We start from the raw sequence: 25417 nt of genomic DNA on the forward strand, positions 1-25417 counted from the left end.
AAATCACTTCCTTTTTCATAAATATAACTTAATTTTTCTTAAATAAAAAGCATTAAATGAATAAAAGAACACCCAGAAAACAATAAAAAGAACGCATAAGCGTTCTAAAAATTACTCTTTGAATTTTCATCGTCAATTAAATTTCGAATATCAAGCATTTTTTGATCTGTTTTTGCAATCGTCTCTGCACAGTCGAAAAGTTCTTCGGATACTAATTCAAGATGGCGATGATCTTTTTTGTAACGAATTTCGTGCTCTAATGAAGCCCAAAAATCCATGGCAATTGTACGAATTTGAATTTCTACTTTTGCGTAATGTTTTCCATCTGAAAGAAAGACGGGAACCTCCACAATTAAATGAAGACTGCGGTAACCGTTCTCTTTAGGAAATTGAATATAATCTTTAATTTCAAGGACTTGGATATCATCTTGATTTGAAATCATATCTGCGACAATATAGATATCATCAATGTATGAACAGATTACCCGAACACCTGCAACGTCATTTAAGTGCTGAGGGATTGAATCCACATTCAAAGGGACTTCAAGTCTAAGTAGCTTTTCCACAATACTTTGTGGTTTTTTAACGCGTGATTTTATGGTTGTAATTGGATTTCGGGTCGTAAGTGTTCCAAGTTCTCTGTCCAAAATTTCAAGTTTGGTGGTGATTTCGCGTACTGCGCAATCATATAAAAGCATTAAAGCAATGAAATTTTTGGTTTGATTTACAAAGTCTGTGGGCACTTTAAATTTTTGATTATTAATAATAACTTCATTTCGTGACATAAACTCACCTCTAAGATTATTTTATCATAAAATATTAAAAGTCTATGATATCTAGAAGAAAGTAAAAAAAAGAGGGTTACCCCTCTATAATTGTGACATCGTATTTTGGTTCATCACGTTCTTTATCAAACGTAATACTGAGGTCTTTATCGGCAAAAAACCAGTCATCTGACTTTTCAACATAAAAGTTGATGCCTTCTACTTTGATCATTTCCAGTGGTCTACTTGGTTCCATAATTGCCAAAGCAAATGAGAAACCACCGTGAGGACCATAAACCTTTCCAAAAAATTTAACGCTGTCGTTTGCTTTAAGATTCAGTTCGCGAATATACCACTCTGCTGCTTCTTTTGATACTTCTAATTTCATTGTGTCACCTCTTTTAAGTTATGTTATCACACTCTGGCTGAATTATTATGTAATATGCTTACTCTCGATAGGTAGCCATCAAGTCTTTAAACATATCGGCTGTGCTTGGGGGTGTAAAGGATACAGCGTTTGCGCCAGCTTGTATGGTTTTCCGACATGATTCTTCCGTAGGGCCACCAGTCGCGATAATTGGTACTTGCGGATGATTCTTTCGAATTGCCGCAACAACTTCAGGTGTGCGCGCTGCCGCGGATACATTTAGGATTGTTGAACCGGCATCAAGACGTGCCTGAATATCTTCATTTTCGTTAAGAACGGTGATGATAATCGGAATCTCAATCGCTTGTTTCACAAGACGTATTAATTTATTTGTAGTTGGAGCATTTAGGACAACACCTGTTGCACCTTGTTGTTCAGCGTCAACTGCAAGACCTACAACGCGAAGTCCACGGGTAGTGCCACCACCAATTCCAGAAAAGACGGGAACATCCGCAACGTTTTTAATTGCGTGTGTAATTATTGGTTGGGGTGTAAAAGGATAAATTGCGATAACTGCATCGGCATTACAATTACGAATAATTGCGACATCAGTCGTGAATAAAAATGACTTAATTGTACGACCAAATAATTTAATTCCACTTGCTTCCTGAATCGATTCAGGCACACGAATAATGTGCGATCTTAAGTTGCCATTATATTCTGGAACAAACATACTTACCTCCTAGATGAGACGTTTTTCAAATCCTCCGTCTACTTTTAAATTTTTTGTGACAATGATAAAGGCATTGGGATCATGTTTTCGAATAAGTTGTTTTAATTCAACAACTTCACTTTGCGCAACAATGGTTACAAATACATCCATTTGACTCCCGGTATATGCACCATAGCCATCCCAATACGTTACGCCACGATGGATAACTTCAATAATTTCACGTTTGATATCTTTGTTTTTCGTATATACCATTACACTTACCTCAATATTATGTTCATGGAACTTATCAAGACAGAAGGAAAAGATAAAGGAGTACACGAGCGAATAAAGTGCGGTTTGTGCATTATAAACAATTAAACACACAAGATAAATTGAACAGTTCACCATTAAATATAATGAACCCAAACTTCCTTTCTTTTTTTGAGATAAATAAAAACCAATTACATCCAAACCACCCGAGGACCCTTTGGCGCGATATGAAAGTGAGGCACCGAAGGCACCAAGCACAGCCGCAATGATAATTGAAATAAAAACATCATCTACAATTGGCTGACTCATAACAGGAATTAATGTAAAACAGATTGCTTGTGTTACAATAGTGACAAGTGTATAACGCACAAAAGAATGCGAAAACTTGAACCATGCAAAGATAAGCAAAGGAATATTAAGAAATAAATTTACGATTCCAGCAATGTCAAAACCAAATTCAAATTTGAAGACGTATTGGAGGGCATCCCGCAATAACTGCGCGATCCCCACCATACCACCATTATAAATCTGGGCAGGAATAATAAATAGATTAACAGAGAGTGCAAACATTATTGCACCAGCAATGCAAAGTAAATAATTTTTTGTTTTTTTCATACTCTAATTATAACAAAATCTAAGGGTTAAGAGTATTCTTTATTTATGAAAGAATTTCAATCGAGATATCTAGGAAAACAAGAGGGATTATGATGACAATACAGATACGAAAAGCTAAAATTGGTGATTTACCCGAGATCATGCATATTATTGAACAAGCTAAAGCGATGTTTCGCGATAAAGGTATTGATCAATGGCAAAATGGGTATCCAAACGAAGATACCATACGAAACGATATCAAAAATGAGAATGGCTTTGTGATTCTCAAGGAACAAGATTTGGTAGGAACCTTGATGCTTCAACTGGGTGATGATGAAAATTATGATACGATTGAAGAGGGGCAATGGAATGAAGAAGGTCCCTATGCGGTAATCCATCGAATTGCGATTCATCCAGCATATTATGGTCAGAAAATTGCGACACATGCTCTTAAACAGATAGAAAACACTTGTGGAAAAGCAGGCTTTTCCGTGGTTCGAATCGATACGCATAAAAACAATCTTGCTATGAATGCACTGTTGATGAAAACAGGATACCAACTTTGTGGTAGAATAACTTTAAAAGATGGGGGAGAAAGACTCGCGTATGACAAAAAAATATAAAATCATTGATTGGCACTGTGATGTGCTTTTGAAACTCCAACAGGATCAATCACTTAATTTTAAAGATTCAAATGAATTAGATGTCAATTATGAAAAATTAAAAGCAAGCAATACGAAAGTTCAAGCGATGGCAATCTTTATAGATCCCGATTTAAACTTTAATGATAAATATCAAATTGCTCTCGAACAGATTGATGCATATAAACATCGTGTGCTTACAATACCTCATGTCGTTCAAATAAGATCTTTTAGTGATATCGAGAAACTAGGGTCGGATGAAATTGGTACATTTTTAACTTTAGAAGGTCTTGATTGTGTTGGAAATGACATGGAAAAAGTAAAGCATTTGTTGGATGAGGGGGTTCTCTCCATTGGGATGACATGGAATGATGCGAATCTAGCATGTGATGGAATTGGTGAGCCACGTGGCGCAGGTCTGACTGCTTTTGGATTTAATGTAGTGGAAGAACTCAATGAACGAAATTTGTTTGTAGATGTATCTCATATTAGTTTAAAAGGTTTTGATGACGTACTTAATAGTGCAAAGCATGTTATTGCAAGTCATTCAAATGTGAAGGCTATTGCGAGCCATCGGCGTAATTTAAATGATAATCAAATCAGACGTATGCTTGAAGGGGGTTTTCCAATTCATGTCGTGTACTATGATGCTTTTGTAACCGATGACGAAAAAGAAACCGAAATTTCTGATTTAGTGCGTCATATAGAATACTTAGTAGAAATGGGTTGTGAGCAGCAAATTGGACTTGGTTCAGATTTTGATGGGATTGCAACTAAAATCAAGTATCTAGAAGACGCTTCAAAAACACAAAATTTACTTCTGGAAATCGAAAATACCTTGGGTGAAAAATTTACAAATGCGATTGCTTATGATAACTTTATTAATTATGTTAATCATAAAATGATATAAAGGAGAACGAAACCATTATGGAAATCTTTAATACACGATCATTAACACAGAAACAAAGATTTAATGTAGCACTACTTGTTGGGGTAGTTTCGGCAGTAGTCTTAGGAATTGTATCAGGAATTTTTAGAAATAAAGTTGCGAACTTCTCATTAGTTATTGTAGGTGTTGGGTATCTTATTGCACTTGCGATTCAGAAATTTGGTCGTGGCGTCCAAATGAAATTTTCGATTATCGCAGCCTTGTTTACTTTGTTGGCAATCATCATTAGTGATGTCGTGACCGTTATGGGAATTGCGGGCCTTTTCGAGTTAAGTAGTTATCAAATTATCTTTAAGTATGCAGCACAAAACGAGATTCATTCCGTTTTATGGATTGCATATCGTTTGCTAGCGATTTATATAAGTTATAATTATTCGAGGATCATTTAATGGATGGTAGAGAGACGATTGCAACGATAAATCTCGACAATCTTTCATACAATATTAATAAAATAAAAGAAGTGACAGGGAAGTCGCTTTTTGGTGTTGTAAAAGCAAATGCTTATGGTCATGGTGATGTTGAATGCAGTCGCATCATGATCGAAGAAAATCTCCCGTTTATTTGTGTTTCATCAATCGACGAGGCGCAACGTTTGGTTGAAAAAGGAATCCTTCATGACATTCTAATTTTCAGTTATGTTGATCCAAATTTCATTGCATCAAATCATCAAGAGCAATTCGTATACACCATCCCTTCAATTGAATGGTTTCGTAAAGTTCAAACGTTAGACCTCGACCTGCGGTTGCATTTAGAAATCAATGTAGGCATGAACCGAATTGGAATAAAACACAATCAAGAAATTGAAGAAATTCTATCGAGTGAGGTTTCACTGGAAGGAATTTACACCCATTTTCCAAGCCCTGAAAATCTTGAAAAAGGACGTGAACAATTAGCACGTTTTGAAAAAATTGTCACCACATCGAACCGTGATTTTAAATGGGTTCATGTTGGGAATGCACCGGTTTCAATTATTAAAAACAGTTCAGTCATAAATGGTTTTCGTATGGGACTTGCGGTCTACGGGTATCGAGTGGATATGCCAGTATTAAAACCAGTGCTGTCTCTGCATTCCACGATATTGCATATCGATGAGGTCGAGGCAGGGGAGTCAATTGGTTATGATTACACCTATGAAGTGGAGACCAAAGAGTTATTCGGAACCATGCCAATAGGCTATGCTGATTGTTTCGATGTAAGAAATAATTTAGTTCCGGTGTATATTAATGGAAGACCGTATTCGATTGTAGGAAAAATATGTATGGATCAGACGATGATACGAATTGATGAACATGTTTGTTTGGGTGATGTCGTTGAACTGATAGGTGAACATAGAACCTGTGCGCAACTAGAAAACATTACAGGGATTTCGAAGTACGTACTTCTATCAACCCTTAGCGAACGTATTACTCGGCATTATATTCAAAATAAAAAGATTGTTCATATCGACAAAAGAAAATAAAAGAGGAACGAGACGGGGACTCTAAAAAAATAAACTGGGATTTGTAACTTGCGGTAATGTACCGAAGATATAAATCCCAGTTTTTCGTGACTCAACATTGAAGATTAAAATACTGCCTAATGCTTGAAACCGTGTTCTTTCCCAGAGGATACGTATCGCGTTTCAATATGCGTGATGTTATCTGATAACCATCGTTGAGAGTGATATTCATACTGTTTTAATGATTCTTTCTTCCTTCTTTGTGTACTGAGAATGTGTTGAACATCATCAAAGATTCATCAGTGCTCGGTCTTTCAAGACTTAAACGATTACGTTCTTGATCCAAATTGAACTCCGTGCGGATTGACTGTTCTTATTAAGGAGTCCCATTAACCGAGGTCAGTCCCACAGCTTCTTTATTTATGGAATTTAAAACATACGACTTTATCTGACTAAATGAAAATAGAGTGAGACCATCATAATAACCATCACGACGCCGATGATTAAACCAAACAGCTTCCCATCCTGCATTTCTTGCGCCAAGAACGTCGTTTGTGAGGGAATCGCCGATCATAATTAGAGAGCCAGTTTGTTGTGCTTCAATAACTTGGAATATTTCCCGGGAAGGTTTATAATATCCGACATCCCCGGAAACAATGATCTGGGAATGAGGCATGTAATCTTCCAAACGTAAGGCTTTAATTTTCTTCCATTGATGTTCAGAAGGGCCATTCGTTAAGACATAAAAAGGTATGTTGCGACTATTAAGGATAGTGAACAAATCATGAATGGCAGGATGCAGTTCGAGGTGATCCAAGTGATATGCGTAGCGTTCTTGAAAAAAATCTGCTTCGGCAGGACTTATTTGGATTCCAATATCTTCGAGAGGTTTTTGAATTCGAAAACGTCTCATTTCGAGGTTTGTCATTGTGCCATTTTGGGTTGCTTCAAACACAGAATCACTGTAGATACGACTTTGAATGTATAACGAACGGACATCTTTTACGTCAATAAATCCAGCGTCATCGAGCGCTTTTTTAAATGGAATAATTTGATCGTAGAGCGTGTCATCCATATCAAAGATAAATATACTCATATAATCTCCTTTTGGTATATATTGTTAGGGTAAACGTTAAGAAAAAGGATTAATATAGATTGGAGTTGTCAAACAAAAGTAGACATTAATAAAAGACTAGAAACCCTTATCCATTTTATATTGGATAGGGGTTTTGTAATTTAAACAGTAAGCAGGTCTTTCAAAATTGAAATAATGTACATATTCTTCGATAAAATTTTCAAAGTTATCTACGGACCAGTATTGATAATCACACGCCATTTCTGCTTTAATCCATCCATTTAATGATTCGATAATTGGATTATCTGTAGGTGTTCCAGCTCGCGACATAGATCTAATTATGTTATAATTTTCATGCGCTTTAGCGAAAGCTTTAGAGTGGTAGACAGCTCCTTGATCTGTGTGAAGAATCGTGGGAGCTGTTTTTTTATTATCCTTAAGTAGCGCAAGGAGATCCTCGAGACACTTGTAGTAAGGCTTAGGATCACCAGTTGTACGCGATAATGCAGAACTTATAATTTCATTGTTGAAAGTATCAACCATTAAAGTCCATTCATAATTAATCCCTTTGTTTCGAATATGTGTCATATCTGAAACAATAATTTCTAAAGGTTTGGTTGCCTTCCATTGATTCTTTATAATATTAGGATAAATTCGACTTTGTGTTCCAGGTTTTTTATAGGAATAGTGTTTAACTTTTGATTTAATATTTAAAAACTTGCAACACTTGTGGATTAAATTATCGGAAAATTCAATCCCTAAATCACTTTGCTTTCTCATGACTGCAGCGATATCATGATAACCATAACTTGGAAAACGGCGATGCCAGTCTTTAATCACAAAGCTAAGAATCGCTCTTTTTTGTTCATAAATATTGAGATCATCCTTATGCTTTAACCACTTGTAATAACCAGATCGGTTCAAATTCATAAATCTAAGAATGAACGTAATCGGATGTTTAAAAGATAAGTCATGTGCTATTTGGAATTCTTGTCTTTTAAAGTAACGAACTCCTTGTTTACACCAACTCCTTTCACCTGGTACCCTTTTTTTAATCGTGCAATCTCAATATCTCGTTTTAGAATTTCGAGTTGAAGTCGTTCGATCTCAGTTAATGATTTACTCGTATGAAGCGCAGAAAAATGATTTCCTGTCTTTTTCTTGTTTTTTAAACCCTCTTTACCATCGCGCATGAATCGATCAATCCAACCATTAATCGTTCCTTTAGGTATTCCTGTTTCTTGTGATAGTTTCGCAGCACTTATATGTTCATCAATATGACGTGTAACGACTTTAATACGATCCTCATAAGTCCATTTATTATTTAATCCACCTTTGGGTCTTCCCATCATTAATACCTCCGTTTTATCTCTGATTTTATTATTACACAAAAAAAGTAGACAAGTCTTTTTTACTTGTCTACTTTTAGTTTACTACTCCATATAGATTAATCCTTTTCAGAAATAGAATTTATTGAATCTCCCATGAACTTTCATTTGTTTTAACAAAAGAATCCAAAGAGCGCAAGGCAACCTCGACCATGTCCGATACAGCTTGATCTGTGTAGAAAGCACAATGCGGTGTGATAATAACGTTCTTATGACTTTCTAATAACGTTAGTTGGTGATTTGTCAGTGTGGATAAGCGGTGGTCTTTATGGAAGATGCCGAGTTCGCCTTCAAGAACATCAAGACCTACAGCACCAATATGACCGTTTTCAACATATTTAATGAGTGCATCTGTATCAATTAATTCTCCACGTGCGCAGTTGACAATTACTACACCAGGTTTTGTAAGCGCAAGATGCTTGTCGTTGATGATGTGGTGTGTTGATTCAAAGAGCGGTGCGTGTAGTGTAATGACATCCGCTTCTTTTAGAAGTGTTTCAAGATCCACATAAGTTAAAACATCTTTAATGGCATCATTTTCATAAAGGTCATATCCAATAATACGGCCACCAAACCCTGAGAGGTTACGTGCAGTAATACATCCGATACGTCCGGTTCCAATAACACCAAATGTCATGTTATGCATCTCTTTTCCTTGAAGACCGGCTAAAGAATAATCCTTGATTTCTGTACGTTTCATGATTGCTTTCATATTACGTAATGACATTAGAATTAACATTACCGCAAAATCGGCAACACAATTGGGGGAGTACGTTGCATTTGAGAATTTTAGACCGAGATCGCGAACGGCATCCATGTCGACATTATTAAACCCAGCCGAACGAGATGCGATGTATTTTGTCCCGCCCTGCGCAAGAATCTCAAGAACGCCTCGACTTGCATCGCAGTTACCGAGAAAAGCCACTGCCTCATAACCCTTAGCTTCTAACGCATTATCCTTACTAAGTTGCGCAGGAACAACTTTTAATTCAATGTTCATTTCTTTAGCATAACGTTCAAACGCTTCCGTTTCATCGGGGCGGACAGCATAAGCAATTAATTTCATATTCAATATTCTCCTTCATAATTATTAGACGTGTAAAAACATCATCATGTGTATCCTACAATAAATTAGGACAGAAAGGGTGTAAGGCGCCCATAAATGCCCTACCAATAAAAGTTATCATTGCGATTGTTGATTATCAATCTGTGTTTGTGAGAGGGCTTCGCGATCCACACCAGAAATTGACTCAAAGCGACTGGATATCTTACGAGATGTGATGTGTAAATCCTTGACATCTTGATTGACATTTTCGATATGTTTACTTAAATTATCCCATCGCAAACGATAACGGTCAAATTCAGTGTGCAAGCGATTGAGTTCATCGTGGATGACACTTGCATATTTTTCGCGTTCGAGATTTACGAGGATAGTTTGAATTGTCGTCAGTGTGCTCATAAGTGTTGTTGGTGAAACCAGCCACACACGTTTTCTTTGTGCATATTCCAAGATGTCCGAATGATAAGCGTTAATGGTAGCAAACACAGCTTCGGCAGGAACAAACATTAATGCTTGATCCGAAGTAACCCCCGAAATGATATATTTATTCGAAATTGCATCAATATGCTTCTTGCAATCAAGAACAAACTGTCGTTCTGCATTTTGTCGTTGGTTTGGGTCCAAAGATTTATCAATCATACGTCGATAATTCTCAAGTGGGAATTTGGAGTCGATAACTAGTGTACCAAGTGGCTCGGGTGCAAAAAGAACTGCATCAGGTCGTATGCCTGGTGATAAGTTGTACTGCATTTGGTAAATTCGATCATTTTTATCCCCGAAAATTGACGCTAAAATTTGATGCAGCTGCACTTCTCCAAAAGTTCCGCGTGTTTTTTTATCGGTAAGAACATCTTGTAATGAAACAATCTCAACTGAAAGGGCATCAATTTTCTTTTGGGCTTCATCAATCTTACTTAATCGCTCCACGATATTTGTGAAGGTGTCGTTAGTTTTTTTAAATCCCTGATCCAGTGATTGGTTTACTTTTTCGTCCATAAGCAGTAATCTTTTTTCCACACTCTCTGTGAGTTTTGTAAACTGTTGATCCAATTGAAGATTCATTTTGTCGTGAAAGAGGATTAAAGCGCGATTGACCTCTTTTTCAAATACAATATTTCTTTGTGTTAGGTCATTAAAACGGATATCTATTCGGTCTGTAAATTGATTAAACTTATCAGAGGTCTTCTCTCGACTTTCAAAATCAAGTGCAACCATTTGATTCATTGCGTTGTTTGCTTGATGTGTTACCAAATCTTTAAGTTGTGAGACCTGATTGGTAATGTCGTCAAGATTCGTAGGATTTCGTTGAAAACTTAATTGCAAATATATAAGGATAAGTAAAAGTACAATAATAAGTATTAATAATATTTGTGTCATAGTGGCTCCTTTAATTAAAACTATTATACGACACTTCAGCGTCGCCGTGTCAATTTCATGCGTTTATCGAATAGATCGAATATTTTATAGTATAATAAGGATAGAGGTGTCAATATGAATAAAATAGGATTAGCTTTATCAGGAGGCGGTGTTAAATCAATTTCTCAACTTCCTGTTATTCGAGCATTAAACGAAGAGAACATAAAAATTGATATGGTGTCAGGAACATCAATGGGTTCTGTAATTGCTGCTCTGGTATCCTGTGGATTAACCTCCGATGAATTGACGGATATTGTTTTGAAATTAGAGCGAAATATTAAAGAAAAGCATATTTTCTCAAAGCCAAGCCTTAAATTACTTCCATTTTCAAAAGAAAAACTTACGGGTGGATATGTGGATGGACAAGAACTCGAAGATGAACTTCAAAAAGTTCTTGATGAAATCGGGGTACATAATATTTCAGAGGTGAAAATTCCACTTGCGATTCCAGCTGTTGATTTAACCACGGGGAAAATCATCTGCTTTGTTTCACATCCCAATGAATTTAAAACGCTTGATCCAATGTGGGAGATTGTTACGGATATTCCGTTGGCTAAAGCGGTGCGTGCATCGTGTTCATTTCCGTTTGTGATAGCAGCAATGGAATACCAGGGATATATGCTGGTAGATGGTGGTGTGCGAATGAACCTGCCACTCGAATTAGTAGAGGCATATGGTGCTGACAAAACAATCGCTGTAACGATGCATTCTAATGAGTCATTTCATGAATATAATTCACTGATGGCTATTGCGACACGTTGCATGGATCTGATGCGGATTGAAGAAGATTATCATATTGTGAAGAAAGCGGATATTCATATAAATGTTCCGCTCGATGATGTGTGGGTTTTTGAACTTGGTAAAGGTCGTTTTACCATGGATCGTGCGGATCTTGTTGTTGAAAAACATAAGGATGACATAAAAGCGCTCGTAAAGAAAAAAACACTCTGGGAACGAATTAAGGAAGAATTGGGAGGACTCTCATGAAATTTAAAACGTTGCGTAATGGAACTACGATGCCGATGTTGGGCTTGGGAACATATCGCTTGGTGGAAGATGATGCATATCAAATTGTATTAAAAGCGCTTGAACTTGGATATCGTCATATTGATACTGCCATGATTTATAATAATGAAGTGGAAGTTGGACGTGCGATTAAAGATTCTGGAATTCCACGAGAAGAACTTTTTATTACGACAAAGTGTTGGAATGAGGATCAAGGCTATGAATCGGCACTTCAGGCTTTTGATTTATCGTTAAAAAAGCTTGGTTTGGACTATGTTGATCTTTATTTAATCCACTGGCCACAGCCAGCCTCATGTGATACATGGCGTGCTTTTGAAGAAATCTATAGGAATAAGAGAGCTAAGGCAATCGGCGTTTCGAACTTTAATGTAGAACAGTTAGAAATTTTGTTAGAAGAAGCGACGGTTATTCCGATGGTAAATCAAATTGAACGTCATCCATATTTAGTTCAGGAAGAATTAAAAAAAGTGTGCGATCGACATAATATCGCGTGCGAAGGATGGATGCCAATTGCTCGTAATAAAGTTTCTGAAAGTGAAGCCATTGTCAAGTTAGCGCAGAAGTATCATAAAACACCTGCACAGATTACATTAAGATGGCAGATACAAACAGATTGGATCGTATTCCCAAAAACGCAATCGTTTGAGCGATTGGAAGAAAACTTTGATATTTTTGATTTTGAATTAACAAATGCTGAAGTAGATGTTGTGAATAATCACAATGAAAACCTACATTTAGGTACGAACCCTAATAAATATAAAATTAAATAGAGCTTATGTGCTCTATTTTTTTATTCAACCTTGTGAATTATTTTATTTAAAGAATGAATAATCTTATACCTTATGAGTGGATTTATCAATTCAAGATGGTATAATATACATATATTGATAATCATTATCATTATTATTGGAGGGTTAGTTATGTGGAAAGAAACATTATTAAGTTTAAAAGAAACCATAATCTGTGGGATTCTGTTGTTGCTAGGAGCAATACTTAATAACAACGTACTATTAATTTTGGCAATTGCGATTGGTGGCTATAACCAAACGAAAGAAGGGATTACAGATACAGTTCAAAATAAACATTTGAATGTGGAACTTTTAATGATTCTATCTGCTATTGGAGCATGTTTAATCGGCTATTATATGGAAGGTGCAGTCTTAATATTTATTTTTTCTTTATCAGGAGCGCTAGAAGAGCTAACCCTTGACCGTAGTCAACGTGAAATTCGTTCTTTAATGGAACTGCAACCAACAGAAGCTACACGAATGAATAAAAATGGAAGTACTGAAGTTGTACCCGTCGAAGCGTTAGAGATTGGCGATAAGGTCATTGTTGCTGTTGGAGAAACCGTTCCAATTGATGCAATGATTTACAAAGGTCAAAGCAGTATCGAAGAGGCGGCAATTACAGGTGAATCAATGCCTAAAGAAAAGAGTGTTGGAGACATGGTCTTTGGAGGAACACTCAACATTTCGAATCCATTAACCATTGAAGTTAATACTTTGGTTAACGATACACTTATTCAAAAAATTGTGAAGATGGTTGAAGAAGCACAACAATATCCGTCAAAGACAGCTCGTTTTATTGAGCGTATTGAAGATTACTATGCACGTATTGTATTGGTTGTTGTTTTATTGGTAATTCTTATTCCTATCCTCACAATGGGTCAATCGTTCCAAGAGGCATTTTATCGTGGAATGATTTTATTGGTTGTTGCATCACCATGTGCCCTTATTGCATCGGTAACACCAGCAACCTTATCGGCAATTTCAAACGGTGCAAAGCGCGGTATATTGGTAAAAGGCGGTATCCATTTTGAAAACATGATGGATGCAAAAGCAGTTGCTTTTGATAAGACCGGAACATTAACGCAGGGTGTACCATCGTTAACTGATATATTCTATATTGATGATGTTGATGCGCGTGAGGTCGGTGAAGCGATCATTGCAATTGAACAGTACTCAACGCATCCACTTGCGAGTGCGGTAGTAACAGGTCTTTATAATGAATTAAAAATCGAAGAGTATCCATCAGCAAACAATGTTGAAGAAATTGCAGGGTATGGAATTAAAGGGGTTTATGCAGGAAAAGAATATCGAATCGGTAAACTCGACCATATGACTTCAGAAGATCAAATTGTTACAGACAAAGGACTTGAATTTGCAGAAAAAGGGAATAGTCTTGTATACGTCCAACAAGATGGAGATGTTATTGGTGTGCTTGGTCTGACGGACGTAATCCGTCCCGAAGCGTTATCTTTGGTTCGTTGGTTAAACAAAAATAATATCAAGACAGTCATGATTACAGGTGATAACCAGAAAACAGCAGAGCATATTGGATCTCAAATTGGCGTCTCAAAAATTATTGCGGAATGTCTTCCGGATGAAAAAGCAACTATTATTCGTGATTTGGAACGAGAATATGGAACCGTTGTAATGATCGGAGATGGAATTAACGATGCGCCCGCGCTTGCGAATGCAACTATTGGGGTTGCAATGGGAAGTGGAACCGACATAGCAATGGAGGCTGCAGATATTATTCTGGTTAAAGATGATATCACCGGAATCCGATATGCTATCGAACTCTCTTTAAAACTTCGAAAGATTGTAATTCAAAATGTTGGCTTCGCAATTGGTGTCATTCTTCTATTAGTCATCTCCAACTTCTTTGACCGCATATCACTTCCGCTTGGTGTAGTTGGTCATGAAGGAAGTACAATTCTAGTGATTTTAAACAGTTTAAGACTCTTGAAAGAAATAAAAATAAATGATTAAGTGGTTTAAAGGGGATATTCCCCTTTTTTTATTGCTTAAAAGCACCCAAACAAACCTTTAAAATCACATATACAAATTATTTAAGAACAAACTTAAAATAAAGTGAAAATAGTGTTGACGGTGGATAAAGAGGGTGGTATTATATACAAGCGCTAAGGGAAACCGAGTGCAGAAAATGGTCTTTGAAAACTAAACAGGAAACGTCAATTTCAAAAAGAAATACGGATAAATAAATAAACAAAACTCGTCAGAGTTAAAAAGAGAAAGAATCAAATGGAGAGTTTGATCCTGGCTCAGGATGAACGCTGGCGGCGTGCCTAATACATGCAAGTCGAACGAAGTGAAGAGGAGCTTGCTCCTTGGAACTTAGTGGCGAACGGGTGAGTAATACATAAGCAACCTGCCTCGATGCCTGGGATAACAGAGGGAAACTTCTGCTAATACCGGATACGTTAATCTAAGACATCTTAGATTAATTAAAGATGGGATACATCACAACGAGATGGGCTTATGGCGCATTAGTTAGTTGGTAAGGTAACGGCTTACCAAGACGATGATGCGTAGCCGACCTGAGAGGGTGACCGGCCACACTGGGACTGAGACACGGCCCAGACTCCTACGGGAGGCAGCAGTAGGGAATTTTCGGCAATGGGGGAAACCCTGACCGAGCAACGCCGCGTGAGTGAAGACGGCCTTCGGGTTGTAAAGCTCTGTTGTAAGGGAAGAACGATAGGAAGAGGGAATGCTTCTTATATGACGGTACCTTACCAGAAAGCCACGGCTAACTACGTGCCAGCAGCCGCGGTAATACGTAGGTGGCAAGCGTTATCCGGAATTATTGGGCGTAAAGGGAGCGCAGGCGGTTTATCAAGTTTATGGTTAAAGTTCGGGGCTTAACCCCGTGATGCCATAGAAACTGGTAGACTAGAGTGCAGGAGAGGTTAGTGGAATTCCATGTGTAGCGGTAAAATGCGTAGATATATGGAGGAACACCAGTGGCGAAGGCGGCTAACTGGCCTGTAACTGACGCTGAGGCTCGAAAGCGTGGGGAGCAAATAGGATTAGATACCCTAGTAGTCCACGCCGTAAACGATGGATACTAAGTGTTGGAGAAATTCAGTGCTGTAGTTAACGCAATAAGTATCCCGCCTGGGGAGTATGCGCGCAAGCGTAAAACTCAAAGGAATTGACGGGGGCCCGCACAAGCGGTGGAGTATGTGGTTTAATTCGAAGCAACGCGAAGAACCTTACCAGGTCTTGACATACCGCGCAAAAGCACAGAGATGTGTAATAGTTATGGCGGATACAGGTGGTGCATGGTTGTCGTCAGCTCGTGTCGTGAGATGTTGGGTTAAGTCCCGCAACGAGCGCAACCCTTGTCTTTAGTTACCAGCATTAAGTTGGGGACTCTAAAGAGACTGCCGGTGATAAACCGGAGGAAGGTGGGGATGACGTCAAATCATCATGCCCCTTATGATCTGGGCTACACACGTACTACAATGGCGTATACAGAGGGCAGCGAAGCAGCGATGCGGAGCGAATCTCAGAAAGTACGTCTCAGTTCGGATTGGAGTCTGCAACTCGACTCCATGAAGTCGGAATCGCTAGTAATCGCGGATCAGAATGCCGCGGTGAATACGTTCTCGGGCCTTGTACACACCGCCCGTCAAACCATGAGAGTTGGTAATACCCGAAGCCGGTGGCCTAACCTAGTTTACTAGGAGGGAGCCGTCGAAGGTAGGATCGATGATTGGGGTTAAGTCGTAACAAGGTATCCCTACCGGAAGGTGGGGATGGATCACCTCCTTTCTAAGGAGTAATTAGAAAGACGTGAAGTTGACACCTAAAGTTTCCTGTTTAGTTTTGAGAGTCCGTTGGAATCTCAAGAAAAATGATCTTTGAAAACTGAATAACAGAAAAGAAAAAGAGATAGACAAAGAAATAAATGTTATCAACATGATCTTTTCGAATAGTTGTATAAAACTAGATTTACATCAAGTTAAACAAAAACAGTAACTTAAGCAATTAAGTAAGCAATCAAAGCAAACACACAGCTTATCAAGCGATAAGCGTAAAAAAACCTGATTTTAAGAATTAGGGCGCGAAATTACATGTGATTAAATATGTAAGGGCGTACGGTGGATGCCTAGGCACTAAGAGCTGATGAAGGACGCGACTAACAGCGAAATGCCTCGGGGAGTGGTACGTACACAACGATCCGGGGGTATCCGAATGGGGAAACCCAATACTGGTTATGCAGTATTACACATAAATGAATACATAGTTTATGATGAGGCAACCTTGCGAACTGAAACATCTTAGTAGCAAGAGGAAAAGAAAACAAAAGTGATTCCCTGAGTAGTGGCGAGCGAAACGGGAAAAGCCCAAACCATCTTCGTGATGGGGTAGTAGGACCACAACGTGGGATATCGAAGCTAGTCGAATGGCATTGAAAGGCCAGTCAAAGAAGGTGCAAACCCTGTAGACGAAAGCGTAAGATACTCTAGTGGTATCCTGAGTACGGCGAGGCACGTGAAACCTTGTCGGAATCAACCGGGACCACCCGGTAAGGCTAAATACTCCTTAGTGACCGATAGTGAACCAGTACCGTGAGGGAAAGGTGAAAAGAACCGCGGAAGCGGAGTGAAATAGATCCTGAAACCGTATGCTTACAAGAAGTCAGAGCCCGTTAATGGGTGATGGCGTGCCTTTTGTAGAATGAACCGGCGAGTTACTCATAATGTGCGAGGTTAAGTTGAAGAGACGGAGCCGAAGCGAAAGCGAGTCTTAATAGGGCGATATAGTACATTGTGGTAGACCCGAAACTGAGTGATCTAGCCATGACCAGGTTGAAGTTTGGGTGAAACCAAATGGAGGACCGAACCGACCATCGTTGAAAAGCTGGCGGATGAGTTGTGGCTAGCGGAGAAATTCCAATCGAACTCAGATATAGCTGGTTCTCCCCGAAATAGCTTTAGGGCTAGCGTCAATGTAAGGCCACTGGAGGTAGAGCACTGAATGTATGATGGCCCCATCTCGGGGTACTGAATATAATCAAACTCCGAATGCCAGTGGATAGTAGTTGGCAGTCAGACTATGGGTGATAAGGTCCGTAGTCGAAAGGGAAACAGCCCAGACCATCAGTTAAGGTCCCAAAATTCATGCTAAGTGGAAAAGGATGTGGGGATGCACAGACAACTAGGAGGTTGGCTCAGAAGCAGCCATCCTTTAAAGAGTGCGTAACAGCTCACTAGTCGAGTGACCCTGCGCCGAAAATGTACCGGGGCTAAGTATGATACCGAAACTATGGATTTATTGTTTCAATAAATGGTAGGGGAGCGTTCTATACTGCGTTGAAGCTGTACCGTAAGGAGCAGTGGAGTGTATAGAAGTGAGAATGCCGGTGTGAGTAGCGAGATGTCAGTGAGAATCTGACACACCGATTGCCTAAGGTTTCCAGGGGAAGGCTCGTCCTCCCTGGGTAAGTCGGGACCTAAGATGAGGCTGAAAAGCGTAGTCGATGGACAACAGGTTGATATTCCTGTACCCGATACATAAGTGAAGGAATGACAGAGAAGGCTAGGTTAAGCCAGCGACTGGAAGTGCTGGTTTAAGCGAAGGAGCTGTATGGTAGGCAAATCCGCCATGCAAAGCAAAGGCGTTATGAGGAGTGAACCCGTGAGGAAGTAGCGAAGTAACTGATGCCAGCTCTCAAGAAAAGTTTCTAGCGTTAATTATGTATTGGCCCGTACCAAAACCGACACAGGTAGGCAAGGAGAGAATCCTAAGGTGAGCGAGAGAACTGTTGCCAAGGAACTCGGCAAAATGACCCCGTAACTTCGGGAGAAGGGGTGCTCGTAAGAGCCGCAGTGAAGAGGCCCAAGCGACTGTTTAACTAAAACACAGCTCTCTGCAAAGTCGCAAGACGAAGTATAGGGGGTGACACCTGCCCGGTGCTGGAAGGTTAAGGGAATATGTTAGAATTCGTTCGAAGCATTGAACTGAAGCCCCAGTGAACGGCGGCCGTAACTATAACGGTCCTAAGGTAGCGAAATTCCTTGTCGGGTAAGTTCCGACCCGCACGAAAGGTGTAACGATTTGGGCGCTGTCTCGGCAGCAGACTCGGTGAAATCTTAGTACCGGTAAAGATGCCGGTTACCCGCAACTAGACGGAAAGACCCCATGGAGCTTTACTGTAGCTTGATATTGAACTTTGAGCCTACATGTACAGGATAGGTGGGAGACTATGAAGCATGTACGCTAGTATATGTGGAGTCGCCATTGGGATACCACTCTTGTATGTTTGAAGTTCTAACCGCGTACCGTGATCCGGTACCGGGAGAGTGTCAGGTGGGCAGTTTGACTGGGGCGGTCGCCTCCTAAAGAGTAACGGAGGCGCCCAAAGGTACCCTCAGATTGGTTGGAAATCAATCGACGAGCGTAAAGGCAGAAGGGTGCTTGACTGCGAGACCTACAAGTCGAGCAGGGACGAAAGTCGGGCTTAGTGATCCGGCGGTTCCGCGTGGAAGGGCCGTCGCTTAACGGATAAAAGCTACCCTGGGGATAACAGGCTAATCTCGCCCAAGAGTTCACATCGACGGCGAGGTTTGGCACCTCGATGTCGGCTCATCGCATCCTGGAGCTGAATTAGGTTCCAAGGGTTGGGCTGTCCGCCCATTAAAGCGGTACGCGAGCTGGGTTCAGAACGTCGTGAGACAGTTCGGTCCCTATCTGTTGTGGGCGTAGGAAATTTGAGGAGCGCTGTCCCTAGTACGAGAGGACCGGGATGGACATACCGCTGGTGTACCAGTTGTTCTGCCAAGGGCATCGCTGGGTAGCTAAGTATGGACTGGATAAGCGCTGAAAGCATCTAAGCACGAAGCCAACTCCAAGATGAGATTTCCCATACGTAAGTAGTAAGACCCCTGAGAGACGATCAGGTTGATAGGTCAGAGGTGGAAGCATAGTGATATGTGGAGCTGACTGATACTAATAGGTCGAGGTTTTAATCACAAAAGATACAACGATTCGAAAAAGATCAAATTTCTGTTATTCAGTTTTGAGAGTTCATCTCTCTAAAGCACTAAGATCTGGTGGTTTTAGCGAAGTGGTCACACCTGTTCCCATCTCGAACACAGAAGTTAAGCACTTTAGCGGCGACAATATCTAGCCAAGCGCTAGTGAAGATAGTTCATCGCCAGGTAATTTGACACTCTATTTAGAGTGTCTTTTTTTTATGCATCTCCATGCAACACGCGATGCATTTACGATGAAATCTATTAAACGTTGCTTCTTTAAAATAAGGATGAAAATAAATGCGTAGAAAGTCGGTCTGTTTTCGATGAACTAAAGCCTCGAAAGTATGGATCCACGAAAGAAACATCACGAAATTATCGATTAAAATGCAGATAAAAGGGCTGAGGAATGAATCAAAAACGGGGTAAAAACGGGTGGAATGAACCGTGAAAATCACGAAAAGGCGGAAAAGACCTAAAAAAAGAAGAAATGTCAAAATAAAGTGAAAATAGTGTTGACGGTGGATAAAGAGGGTGGTATTATATACAAGCGCTAAGGGAAACCGAGTGCAGAAAATGGTCTTTGAAAACTAAACAGGAAACGTCAATTTCAAAAAGAAATACGGATAAATAAATAAACAAAACTCGTCAGAGTTAAAAAGAGAAAGAATCAAATGGAGAGTTTGATCCTGGCTCAGGATGAACGCTGGCGGCGTGCCTAATACATGCAAGTCGAACGAAGTGAAGAGGAGCTTGCTCCTTGGAACTTAGTGGCGAACGGGTGAGTAATACATAAGCAACCTGCCTCGATGCCTGGGATAACAGAGGGAAACTTCTGCTAATACCGGATACGTTAATCTAAGACATCTTAGATTAATTAAAGATGGGATACATCACAACGAGATGGGCTTATGGCGCATTAGTTAGTTGGTAAGGTAACGGCTTACCAAGACGATGATGCGTAGCCGACCTGAGAGGGTGACCGGCCACACTGGGACTGAGACACGGCCCAGACTCCTACGGGAGGCAGCAGTAGGGAATTTTCGGCAATGGGGGAAACCCTGACCGAGCAACGCCGCGTGAGTGAAGACGGCCTTCGGGTTGTAAAGCTCTGTTGTAAGGGAAGAACGATAGGAAGAGGGAATGCTTCTTATATGACGGTACCTTACCAGAAAGCCACGGCTAACTACGTGCCAGCAGCCGCGGTAATACGTAGGTGGCAAGCGTTATCCGGAATTATTGGGCGTAAAGGGAGCGCAGGCGGTTTATCAAGTTTATGGTTAAAGTTCGGGGCTTAACCCCGTGATGCCATAGAAACTGGTAGACTAGAGTGCAGGAGAGGTTAGTGGAATTCCATGTGTAGCGGTAAAATGCGTAGATATATGGAGGAACACCAGTGGCGAAGGCGGCTAACTGGCCTGTAACTGACGCTGAGGCTCGAAAGCGTGGGGAGCAAATAGGATTAGATACCCTAGTAGTCCACGCCGTAAACGATGGATACTAAGTGTTGGAGAAATTCAGTGCTGTAGTTAACGCAATAAGTATCCCGCCTGGGGAGTATGCGCGCAAGCGTAAAACTCAAAGGAATTGACGGGGGCCCGCACAAGCGGTGGAGTATGTGGTTTAATTCGAAGCAACGCGAAGAACCTTACCAGGTCTTGACATACCGCGCAAAAGCACAGAGATGTGTAATAGTTATGGCGGATACAGGTGGTGCATGGTTGTCGTCAGCTCGTGTCGTGAGATGTTGGGTTAAGTCCCGCAACGAGCGCAACCCTTGTCTTTAGTTACCAGCATTAAGTTGGGGACTCTAAAGAGACTGCCGGTGATAAACCGGAGGAAGGTGGGGATGACGTCAAATCATCATGCCCCTTATGATCTGGGCTACACACGTACTACAATGGCGTATACAGAGGGCAGCGAAGCAGCGATGCGGAGCGAATCTCAGAAAGTACGTCTCAGTTCGGATTGGAGTCTGCAACTCGACTCCATGAAGTCGGAATCGCTAGTAATCGCGGATCAGAATGCCGCGGTGAATACGTTCTCGGGCCTTGTACACACCGCCCGTCAAACCATGAGAGTTGGTAATACCCGAAGCCGGTGGCCTAACCTAGTTTACTAGGAGGGAGCCGTCGAAGGTAGGATCGATGATTGGGGTTAAGTCGTAACAAGGTATCCCTACCGGAAGGTGGGGATGGATCACCTCCTTTCTAAGGAGTAATTAGAAAGACGTGAAGTTGACACCTAAAGTTTCCTGTTTAGTTTTGAGAGTCCGTTGGAATCTCAAGAAAAATGATCTTTGAAAACTGAATAACAGAAAAGAAAAAGAGATAGACAAAGAAATAAATGTTATCAACATGATCTTTTCGAATAGTTGTATAAAACTAGATTTACATCAAGTTAAACAAAAACAGTAACTTAAGCAATTAAGTAAGCAATCAAAGCAAACACACAGCTTATCAAGCGATAAGCGTAAAAAAAACCTGATTTTAAGAATTAGGGCGCGAAATTACATGTGATTAAATATGTAAGGGCGTACGGTGGATGCCTAGGCACTAAGAGCTGATGAAGGACGCGACTAACAGCGAAATGCCTCGGGGAGTGGTACGTACACAACGATCCGGGGGTATCCGAATGGGGAAACCCAATACTGGTTATGCAGTATTACACATAAATGAATACATAGTTTATGATGAGGCAACCTTGCGAACTGAAACATCTTAGTAGCAAGAGGAAAAGAAAACAAAAGTGATTCCCTGAGTAGTGGCGAGCGAAACGGGAAAAGCCCAAACCATCTTCGTGATGGGGTAGTAGGACCACAACGTGGGATATCGAAGCTAGTCGAATGGCATTGAAAGGCCAGTCAAAGAAGGTGCAAACCCTGTAGACGAAAGCGTAAGATACTCTAGTGGTATCCTGAGTACGGCGAGGCACGTGAAACCTTGTCGGAATCAACCGGGACCACCCGGTAAGGCTAAATACTCCTTAGTGACCGATAGTGAACCAGTACCGTGAGGGAAAGGTGAAAAGAACCGCGGAAGCGGAGTGAAATAGATCCTGAAACCGTATGCTTACAAGAAGTCAGAGCCCGTTAATGGGTGATGGCGTGCCTTTTGTAGAATGAACCGGCGAGTTACTCATAATGTGCGAGGTTAAGTTGAAGAGACGGAGCCGAAGCGAAAGCGAGTCTTAATAGGGCGATATAGTACATTGTGGTAGACCCGAAACTGAGTGATCTAGCCATGACCAGGTTGAAGTTTGGGTGAAACCAAATGGAGGACCGAACCGACCATCGTTGAAAAGCTGGCGGATGAGTTGTGGCTAGCGGAGAAATTCCAATCGAACTCAGATATAGCTGGTTCTCCCCGAAATAGCTTTAGGGCTAGCGTCAATGTAAGGCCACTGGAGGTAGAGCACTGAATGTATGATGGCCCCATCTCGGGGTACTGAATATAATCAAACTCCGAATGCCAGTGGATAGTAGTTGGCAGTCAGACTATGGGTGATAAGGTCCGTAGTCGAAAGGGAAACAGCCCAGACCATCAGTTAAGGTCCCAAAATTTATGCTAAGTGGAAAAGGATGTGGGGATGCACAGACAACTAGGAGGTTGGCTCAGAAGCAGCCATCCTTTAAAGAGTGCGTAACAGCTCACTAGTCGAGTGACCCTGCGCCGAAAATGTACCGGGGCTAAGTATGATACCGAAACTATGGATTTATTGTTTCAATAAATGGTAGGGGAGCGTTCTATACTGCGTTGAAGCTGTACCGTAAGGAGCAGTGGAGTGTATAGAAGTGAGAATGCCGGTGTGAGTAGCGAGATGTCAGTGAGAATCTGACACACCGATTGCCTAAGGTTTCCAGGGGAAGGCTCGTCCTCCCTGGGTAAGTCGGGACCTAAGATGAGGCTGAAAAGCGTAGTCGATGGACAACAGGTTGATATTCCTGTACCCGATACATAAGTGAAGGAATGACAGAGAAGGCTAGGTTAAGCCAGCGACTGGAAGTGCTGGTTTAAGCGAAGGAGCTGTATGGTAGGCAAATCCGCCATGCAAAGCAAAGGCGTTATGAGGAGTGAACCCGTGAGGAAGTAGCGAAGTAACTGATGCCAGCTCTCAAGAAAAGTTTCTAGCGTTAATTATGTATTGGCCCGTACCAAAACCGACACAGGTAGGCAAGGAGAGAATCCTAAGGTGAGCGAGAGAACTGTTGCCAAGGAACTCGGCAAAATGACCCCGTAACTTCGGGAGAAGGGGTGCTCGTAAGAGCCGCAGTGAAGAGGCCCAAGCGACTGTTTAACTAAAACACAGCTCTCTGCAAAGTCGCAAGACGAAGTATAGGGGGTGACACCTGCCCGGTGCTGGAAGGTTAAGGGAATATGTTAGAATTCGTTCGAAGCATTGAACTGAAGCCCCAGTGAACGGCGGCCGTAACTATAACGGTCCTAAGGTAGCGAAATTCCTTGTCGGGTAAGTTCCGACCCGCACGAAAGGTGTAACGATTTGGGCGCTGTCTCGGCAGCAGACTCGGTGAAATCTTAGTACCGGTAAAGATGCCGGTTACCCGCAACTAGACGGAAAGACCCCATGGAGCTTTACTGTAGCTTGATATTGAACTTTGAGCCTACATGTACAGGATAGGTGGGAGACTATGAAGCATGTACGCTAGTATATGTGGAGTCGCCATTGGGATACCACTCTTGTATGTTTGAAGTTCTAACCGCGTACCGTGATCCGGTACCGGGAGAGTGTCAGGTGGGCAGTTTGACTGGGGCGGTCGCCTCCTAAAGAGTAACGGAGGCGCCCAAAGGTACCCTCAGATTGGTTGGAAATCAATCGACGAGCGTAAAGGCAGAAGGGTGCTTGACTGCGAGACCTACAAGTCGAGCAGGGACGAAAGTCGGGCTTAGTGATCCGGCGGTTCCGCGTGGAAGGGCCGTCGCTTAACGGATAAAAGCTACCCTGGGGATAACAGGCTAATCTCGCCCAAGAGTTCACATCGACGGCGAGGTTTGGCACCTCGATGTCGGCTCATCGCATCCTGGAGCTGAATTAGGTTCCAAGGGTTGGGCTGTCCGCCCATTAAAGCGGTACGCGAGCTGGGTTCAGAACGTCGTGAGACAGTTCGGTCCCTATCTGTTGTGGGCGTAGGAAATTTGAGGAGCGCTGTCCCTAGTACGAGAGGACCGGGATGGACATACCGCTGGTGTACCAGTTGTTCTGCCAAGGGCATCGCTGGGTAGCTAAGTATGGACTGGATAAGCGCTGAAAGCATCTAAGCACGAAGCCAACTCCAAGATGAGATTTCCCATACGTAAGTAGTAAGACCCCTGAGAGACGATCAGGTTGATAGGTCAGAGGTGGAAGCATAGTGATATGTGGAGCTGACTGATACTAATAGGTCGAGGTTTTAATCACAAAAGATACAACGATTCGAAAAAGATCAAATTTCTGTTATTCAGTTTTGAGAGTTCATCTCTCTAAAGCACTAAGATCTGGTGGTTTTAGCGAAGTGGTCACACCTGTTCCCATCTCGAACACAGAAGTTAAGCACTTTAGCGGCGACAATATCTAGCCAAGCGCTAGTGAAGATAGTTCATCGCCAGGTAATTTGACACTCTATTTAGAGTGTCTTTTTTTTATGATCAATCAGATTTACATATTAATGTACTTAGCATCCATAAGTGAGATATTTGTAGCCCTTCTATGAGCACAAAGCAATTGCTGTGCAAATATACCTGTGATAAGTGATTACACGCTATGATGAACTTGCAATGACCCTATTGAGATTATACAAACAGTCATGTAATGTTCCCAATTCACTGGACACCTGCAATTCAAAACATCTCACATTCAAGCTTTTATTCAAATACGATAGTGTCTGCATCAGTAAGTAATCAATTAATGACACTAAACTTAAGAATAAAA

The 25417-nt window shown here is 41.1% G+C and carries 16 protein-coding genes and 6 rRNA genes; 13 read left to right on the plus strand and 9 right to left on the minus strand.

All coding sequences use genetic code 11. The features are described 5' to 3' along the window. Positions 1-104: 104 nt before the first annotated feature. The 4 genes from AAG186_RS00300 to AAG186_RS00315 all read right to left on the minus strand — a co-directional run bounded on the left by AAG186_RS00300 (position 105) and on the right by AAG186_RS00315 (position 2728). Positions 105-785: a GTP pyrophosphokinase family protein gene (locus AAG186_RS00300; protein ID WP_161636936.1), complete on the minus strand. Its 681-nt coding sequence runs from the start codon at positions 783-785 to the stop codon at positions 105-107. Positions 786-861: 76 nt separating this feature from the next. After that, a complete protein-coding gene (locus tag AAG186_RS00305) occupies positions 862-1152 on the minus strand; it encodes a HesB/YadR/YfhF-like protein (RefSeq protein ID WP_013852418.1) in 291 nt (96 codons plus the stop codon). A 58-nt stretch (positions 1153-1210) separates the two neighbouring features. Beyond that, positions 1211-1864, minus strand: coding sequence for a hydrolase (locus AAG186_RS00310; RefSeq protein ID WP_342621747.1), 654 nt, complete (start codon positions 1862-1864; stop codon positions 1211-1213). A gap of 9 nt (positions 1865-1873) precedes the next feature. Continuing rightward, positions 1874-2728 carry a YitT family protein gene (locus AAG186_RS00315; protein WP_342621749.1) on the minus strand — a complete coding sequence of 285 codons (855 nt, stop codon included), beginning with the start codon at positions 2726-2728 and terminating at the stop codon, positions 1874-1876. An 89-nt stretch (positions 2729-2817) separates the two neighbouring features. Between AAG186_RS00315 and AAG186_RS00320 the strand changes: the two genes are divergently transcribed. The 4 genes from AAG186_RS00320 to alr are packed head-to-tail and all read left to right on the plus strand — an operon-like array spanning position 2818 to position 5756. Beyond that, the gene (locus AAG186_RS00320; RefSeq protein WP_161636938.1) at positions 2818-3330 is read left to right on the plus strand and encodes a GNAT family N-acetyltransferase; all 513 of its coding nucleotides are present in this window, start codon (positions 2818-2820) and stop codon (positions 3328-3330) included. Beyond that, entirely contained in the window at positions 3314-4258 is a 945-nt protein-coding gene (locus AAG186_RS00325) for a membrane dipeptidase (RefSeq protein WP_161636939.1), read from the plus strand. The genes AAG186_RS00320 and AAG186_RS00325 overlap by 17 nt, the downstream gene beginning before the upstream one ends. Before the next feature lie 17 nt (positions 4259-4275). After that, entirely contained in the window at positions 4276-4686 is a 411-nt protein-coding gene (locus AAG186_RS00330) for a hypothetical protein (RefSeq protein ID WP_125163827.1), read from the plus strand. Next, positions 4686-5756 (plus strand): alanine racemase, encoded by a 1071-nt coding sequence (gene alr, locus AAG186_RS00335; protein ID WP_125163826.1) that lies wholly within the window; start codon positions 4686-4688, stop codon positions 5754-5756. Before AAG186_RS00330 ends, alr begins: the two co-directional genes overlap by 1 nt. Positions 5757-6111: 355 nt before the next feature. Here the strand turns inward: alr and AAG186_RS00340 are convergent, their stop codons facing one another. The 5 genes from AAG186_RS00340 to AAG186_RS00360 form a co-directional block, all read right to left on the minus strand. After that, complete coding sequence (locus tag AAG186_RS00340) at positions 6112-6831, minus strand: HAD-IA family hydrolase (protein ID WP_342621751.1); 720 nt, start codon at positions 6829-6831, stop codon at positions 6112-6114. 96 nt (positions 6832-6927) lie between these two features. After that, positions 6928-7866 carry an IS3 family transposase gene (locus AAG186_RS00345; protein WP_342622099.1) on the minus strand — a complete coding sequence of 313 codons (939 nt, stop codon included), beginning with the start codon at positions 7864-7866 and terminating at the stop codon, positions 6928-6930. After that, the gene (locus AAG186_RS00350) at positions 7788-8162 is read right to left on the minus strand and encodes a helix-turn-helix domain-containing protein (protein ID WP_181950053.1); all 375 of its coding nucleotides are present in this window, start codon (positions 8160-8162) and stop codon (positions 7788-7790) included. The genes AAG186_RS00345 and AAG186_RS00350 overlap by 79 nt, the downstream gene beginning before the upstream one ends. 118 nt (positions 8163-8280) lie before the next feature. Next, on the minus strand, positions 8281-9264 hold the full coding sequence (locus tag AAG186_RS00355) for a D-isomer specific 2-hydroxyacid dehydrogenase family protein (protein ID WP_342621752.1): 984 nt from the start codon (positions 9262-9264) through the stop codon (positions 8281-8283). Between the two features lie 117 nt (positions 9265-9381). Then, entirely contained in the window at positions 9382-10635 is a 1254-nt protein-coding gene (locus AAG186_RS00360) for a DNA recombination protein RmuC (protein ID WP_161636942.1), read from the minus strand. A gap of 114 nt (positions 10636-10749) precedes the next feature. On the opposite strand from AAG186_RS00360, the gene AAG186_RS00365 reads away from it, so the two are divergent. The 9 genes from AAG186_RS00365 (at position 10750) to rrf (AAG186_RS00405) (ending at position 25097) form a co-directional block, all read left to right on the plus strand. Next, a complete protein-coding gene (locus AAG186_RS00365) occupies positions 10750-11661 on the plus strand; it encodes a patatin-like phospholipase family protein (protein ID WP_331836506.1) in 912 nt (303 codons plus the stop codon). After that, positions 11658-12470: an aldo/keto reductase gene (locus AAG186_RS00370; RefSeq protein ID WP_125163822.1), complete on the plus strand. Its 813-nt coding sequence runs from the start codon at positions 11658-11660 to the stop codon at positions 12468-12470. Before AAG186_RS00365 ends, AAG186_RS00370 begins: the two co-directional genes overlap by 4 nt. 150 nt (positions 12471-12620) lie before the next feature. Then, a complete protein-coding gene (locus AAG186_RS00375) occupies positions 12621-14477 on the plus strand; it encodes a heavy metal translocating P-type ATPase (protein WP_161636944.1) in 1857 nt (618 codons plus the stop codon). A gap of 270 nt (positions 14478-14747) precedes the next feature. Next, a 16S ribosomal RNA gene (locus tag AAG186_RS00380) occupies positions 14748-16286 on the plus strand. 306 nt (positions 16287-16592) lie between these two features. Next, positions 16593-19490: ribosomal RNA gene (locus tag AAG186_RS00385) — 23S ribosomal RNA — on the plus strand. Positions 19491-19566: 76 nt separating this feature from the next. Next, positions 19567-19680, plus strand: a 5S ribosomal RNA gene (rrf, locus tag AAG186_RS00390). Between the two features lie 483 nt (positions 19681-20163). Beyond that, a 16S ribosomal RNA gene (locus AAG186_RS00395) occupies positions 20164-21702 on the plus strand. 307 nt (positions 21703-22009) lie between these two features. Continuing rightward, positions 22010-24907: ribosomal RNA gene (locus AAG186_RS00400) — 23S ribosomal RNA — on the plus strand. A 76-nt stretch (positions 24908-24983) separates the two neighbouring features. Further along, a 5S ribosomal RNA gene (gene rrf / locus AAG186_RS00405) occupies positions 24984-25097 on the plus strand. Together the 16S, 23S and 5S rRNA genes form the textbook arrangement of a ribosomal RNA operon. The last annotated feature ends 320 nt before the right edge of the window (positions 25098-25417 follow it).

Source organism: Erysipelothrix sp. P66, assembly GCF_038682365.1.
In the GTDB taxonomy this organism is placed as follows: domain Bacteria; phylum Bacillota_I; class Bacilli_A; order Erysipelotrichales; family Erysipelotrichaceae; genus Erysipelothrix; species Erysipelothrix piscisicarius.

What these genes read in the sequence shown, in the direction of transcription:
- AAG186_RS00300 (WP_161636936.1), bottom strand. Translation starts at nt 785, where the DNA reads ATGTCACGAAATGAAGTTATTATTAATAATCAAAAATTTAAAGTGCCC.
- AAG186_RS00310 (WP_342621747.1), bottom strand. Translation starts at nt 1,864, where the DNA reads ATGTTTGTTCCAGAATATAATGGCAACTTAAGATCGCACATTATTCGT.
- AAG186_RS00365 (WP_331836506.1), top strand. Translation starts at nt 10,750, where the DNA reads ATGAATAAAATAGGATTAGCTTTATCAGGAGGCGGTGTTAAATCAATT.
- AAG186_RS00315 (WP_342621749.1), bottom strand. Translation starts at nt 2,728, where the DNA reads ATGAAAAAAACAAAAAATTATTTACTTTGCATTGCTGGTGCAATAATG.
- AAG186_RS00320 (WP_161636938.1), top strand. Translation starts at nt 2,818, where the DNA reads ATGATGACAATACAGATACGAAAAGCTAAAATTGGTGATTTACCCGAG.
- alr (WP_125163826.1), top strand. Translation starts at nt 4,686, where the DNA reads ATGGATGGTAGAGAGACGATTGCAACGATAAATCTCGACAATCTTTCA.
- AAG186_RS00355 (WP_342621752.1), bottom strand. Translation starts at nt 9,264, where the DNA reads ATGAAATTAATTGCTTATGCTGTCCGCCCCGATGAAACGGAAGCGTTT.
- AAG186_RS00305 (WP_013852418.1), bottom strand. Translation starts at nt 1,152, where the DNA reads ATGAAATTAGAAGTATCAAAAGAAGCAGCAGAGTGGTATATTCGCGAA.
- AAG186_RS00370 (WP_125163822.1), top strand. Translation starts at nt 11,658, where the DNA reads ATGAAATTTAAAACGTTGCGTAATGGAACTACGATGCCGATGTTGGGC.
- AAG186_RS00325 (WP_161636939.1), top strand. Translation starts at nt 3,314, where the DNA reads ATGACAAAAAAATATAAAATCATTGATTGGCACTGTGATGTGCTTTTG.
- AAG186_RS00375 (WP_161636944.1), top strand. Translation starts at nt 12,621, where the DNA reads ATGTGGAAAGAAACATTATTAAGTTTAAAAGAAACCATAATCTGTGGG.
- AAG186_RS00340 (WP_342621751.1), bottom strand. Translation starts at nt 6,831, where the DNA reads ATGAGTATATTTATCTTTGATATGGATGACACGCTCTACGATCAAATT.
- AAG186_RS00360 (WP_161636942.1), bottom strand. Translation starts at nt 10,635, where the DNA reads ATGACACAAATATTATTAATACTTATTATTGTACTTTTACTTATCCTT.
- AAG186_RS00350 (WP_181950053.1), bottom strand. Translation starts at nt 8,162, where the DNA reads ATGATGGGAAGACCCAAAGGTGGATTAAATAATAAATGGACTTATGAG.
- AAG186_RS00330 (WP_125163827.1), top strand. Translation starts at nt 4,276, where the DNA reads ATGGAAATCTTTAATACACGATCATTAACACAGAAACAAAGATTTAAT.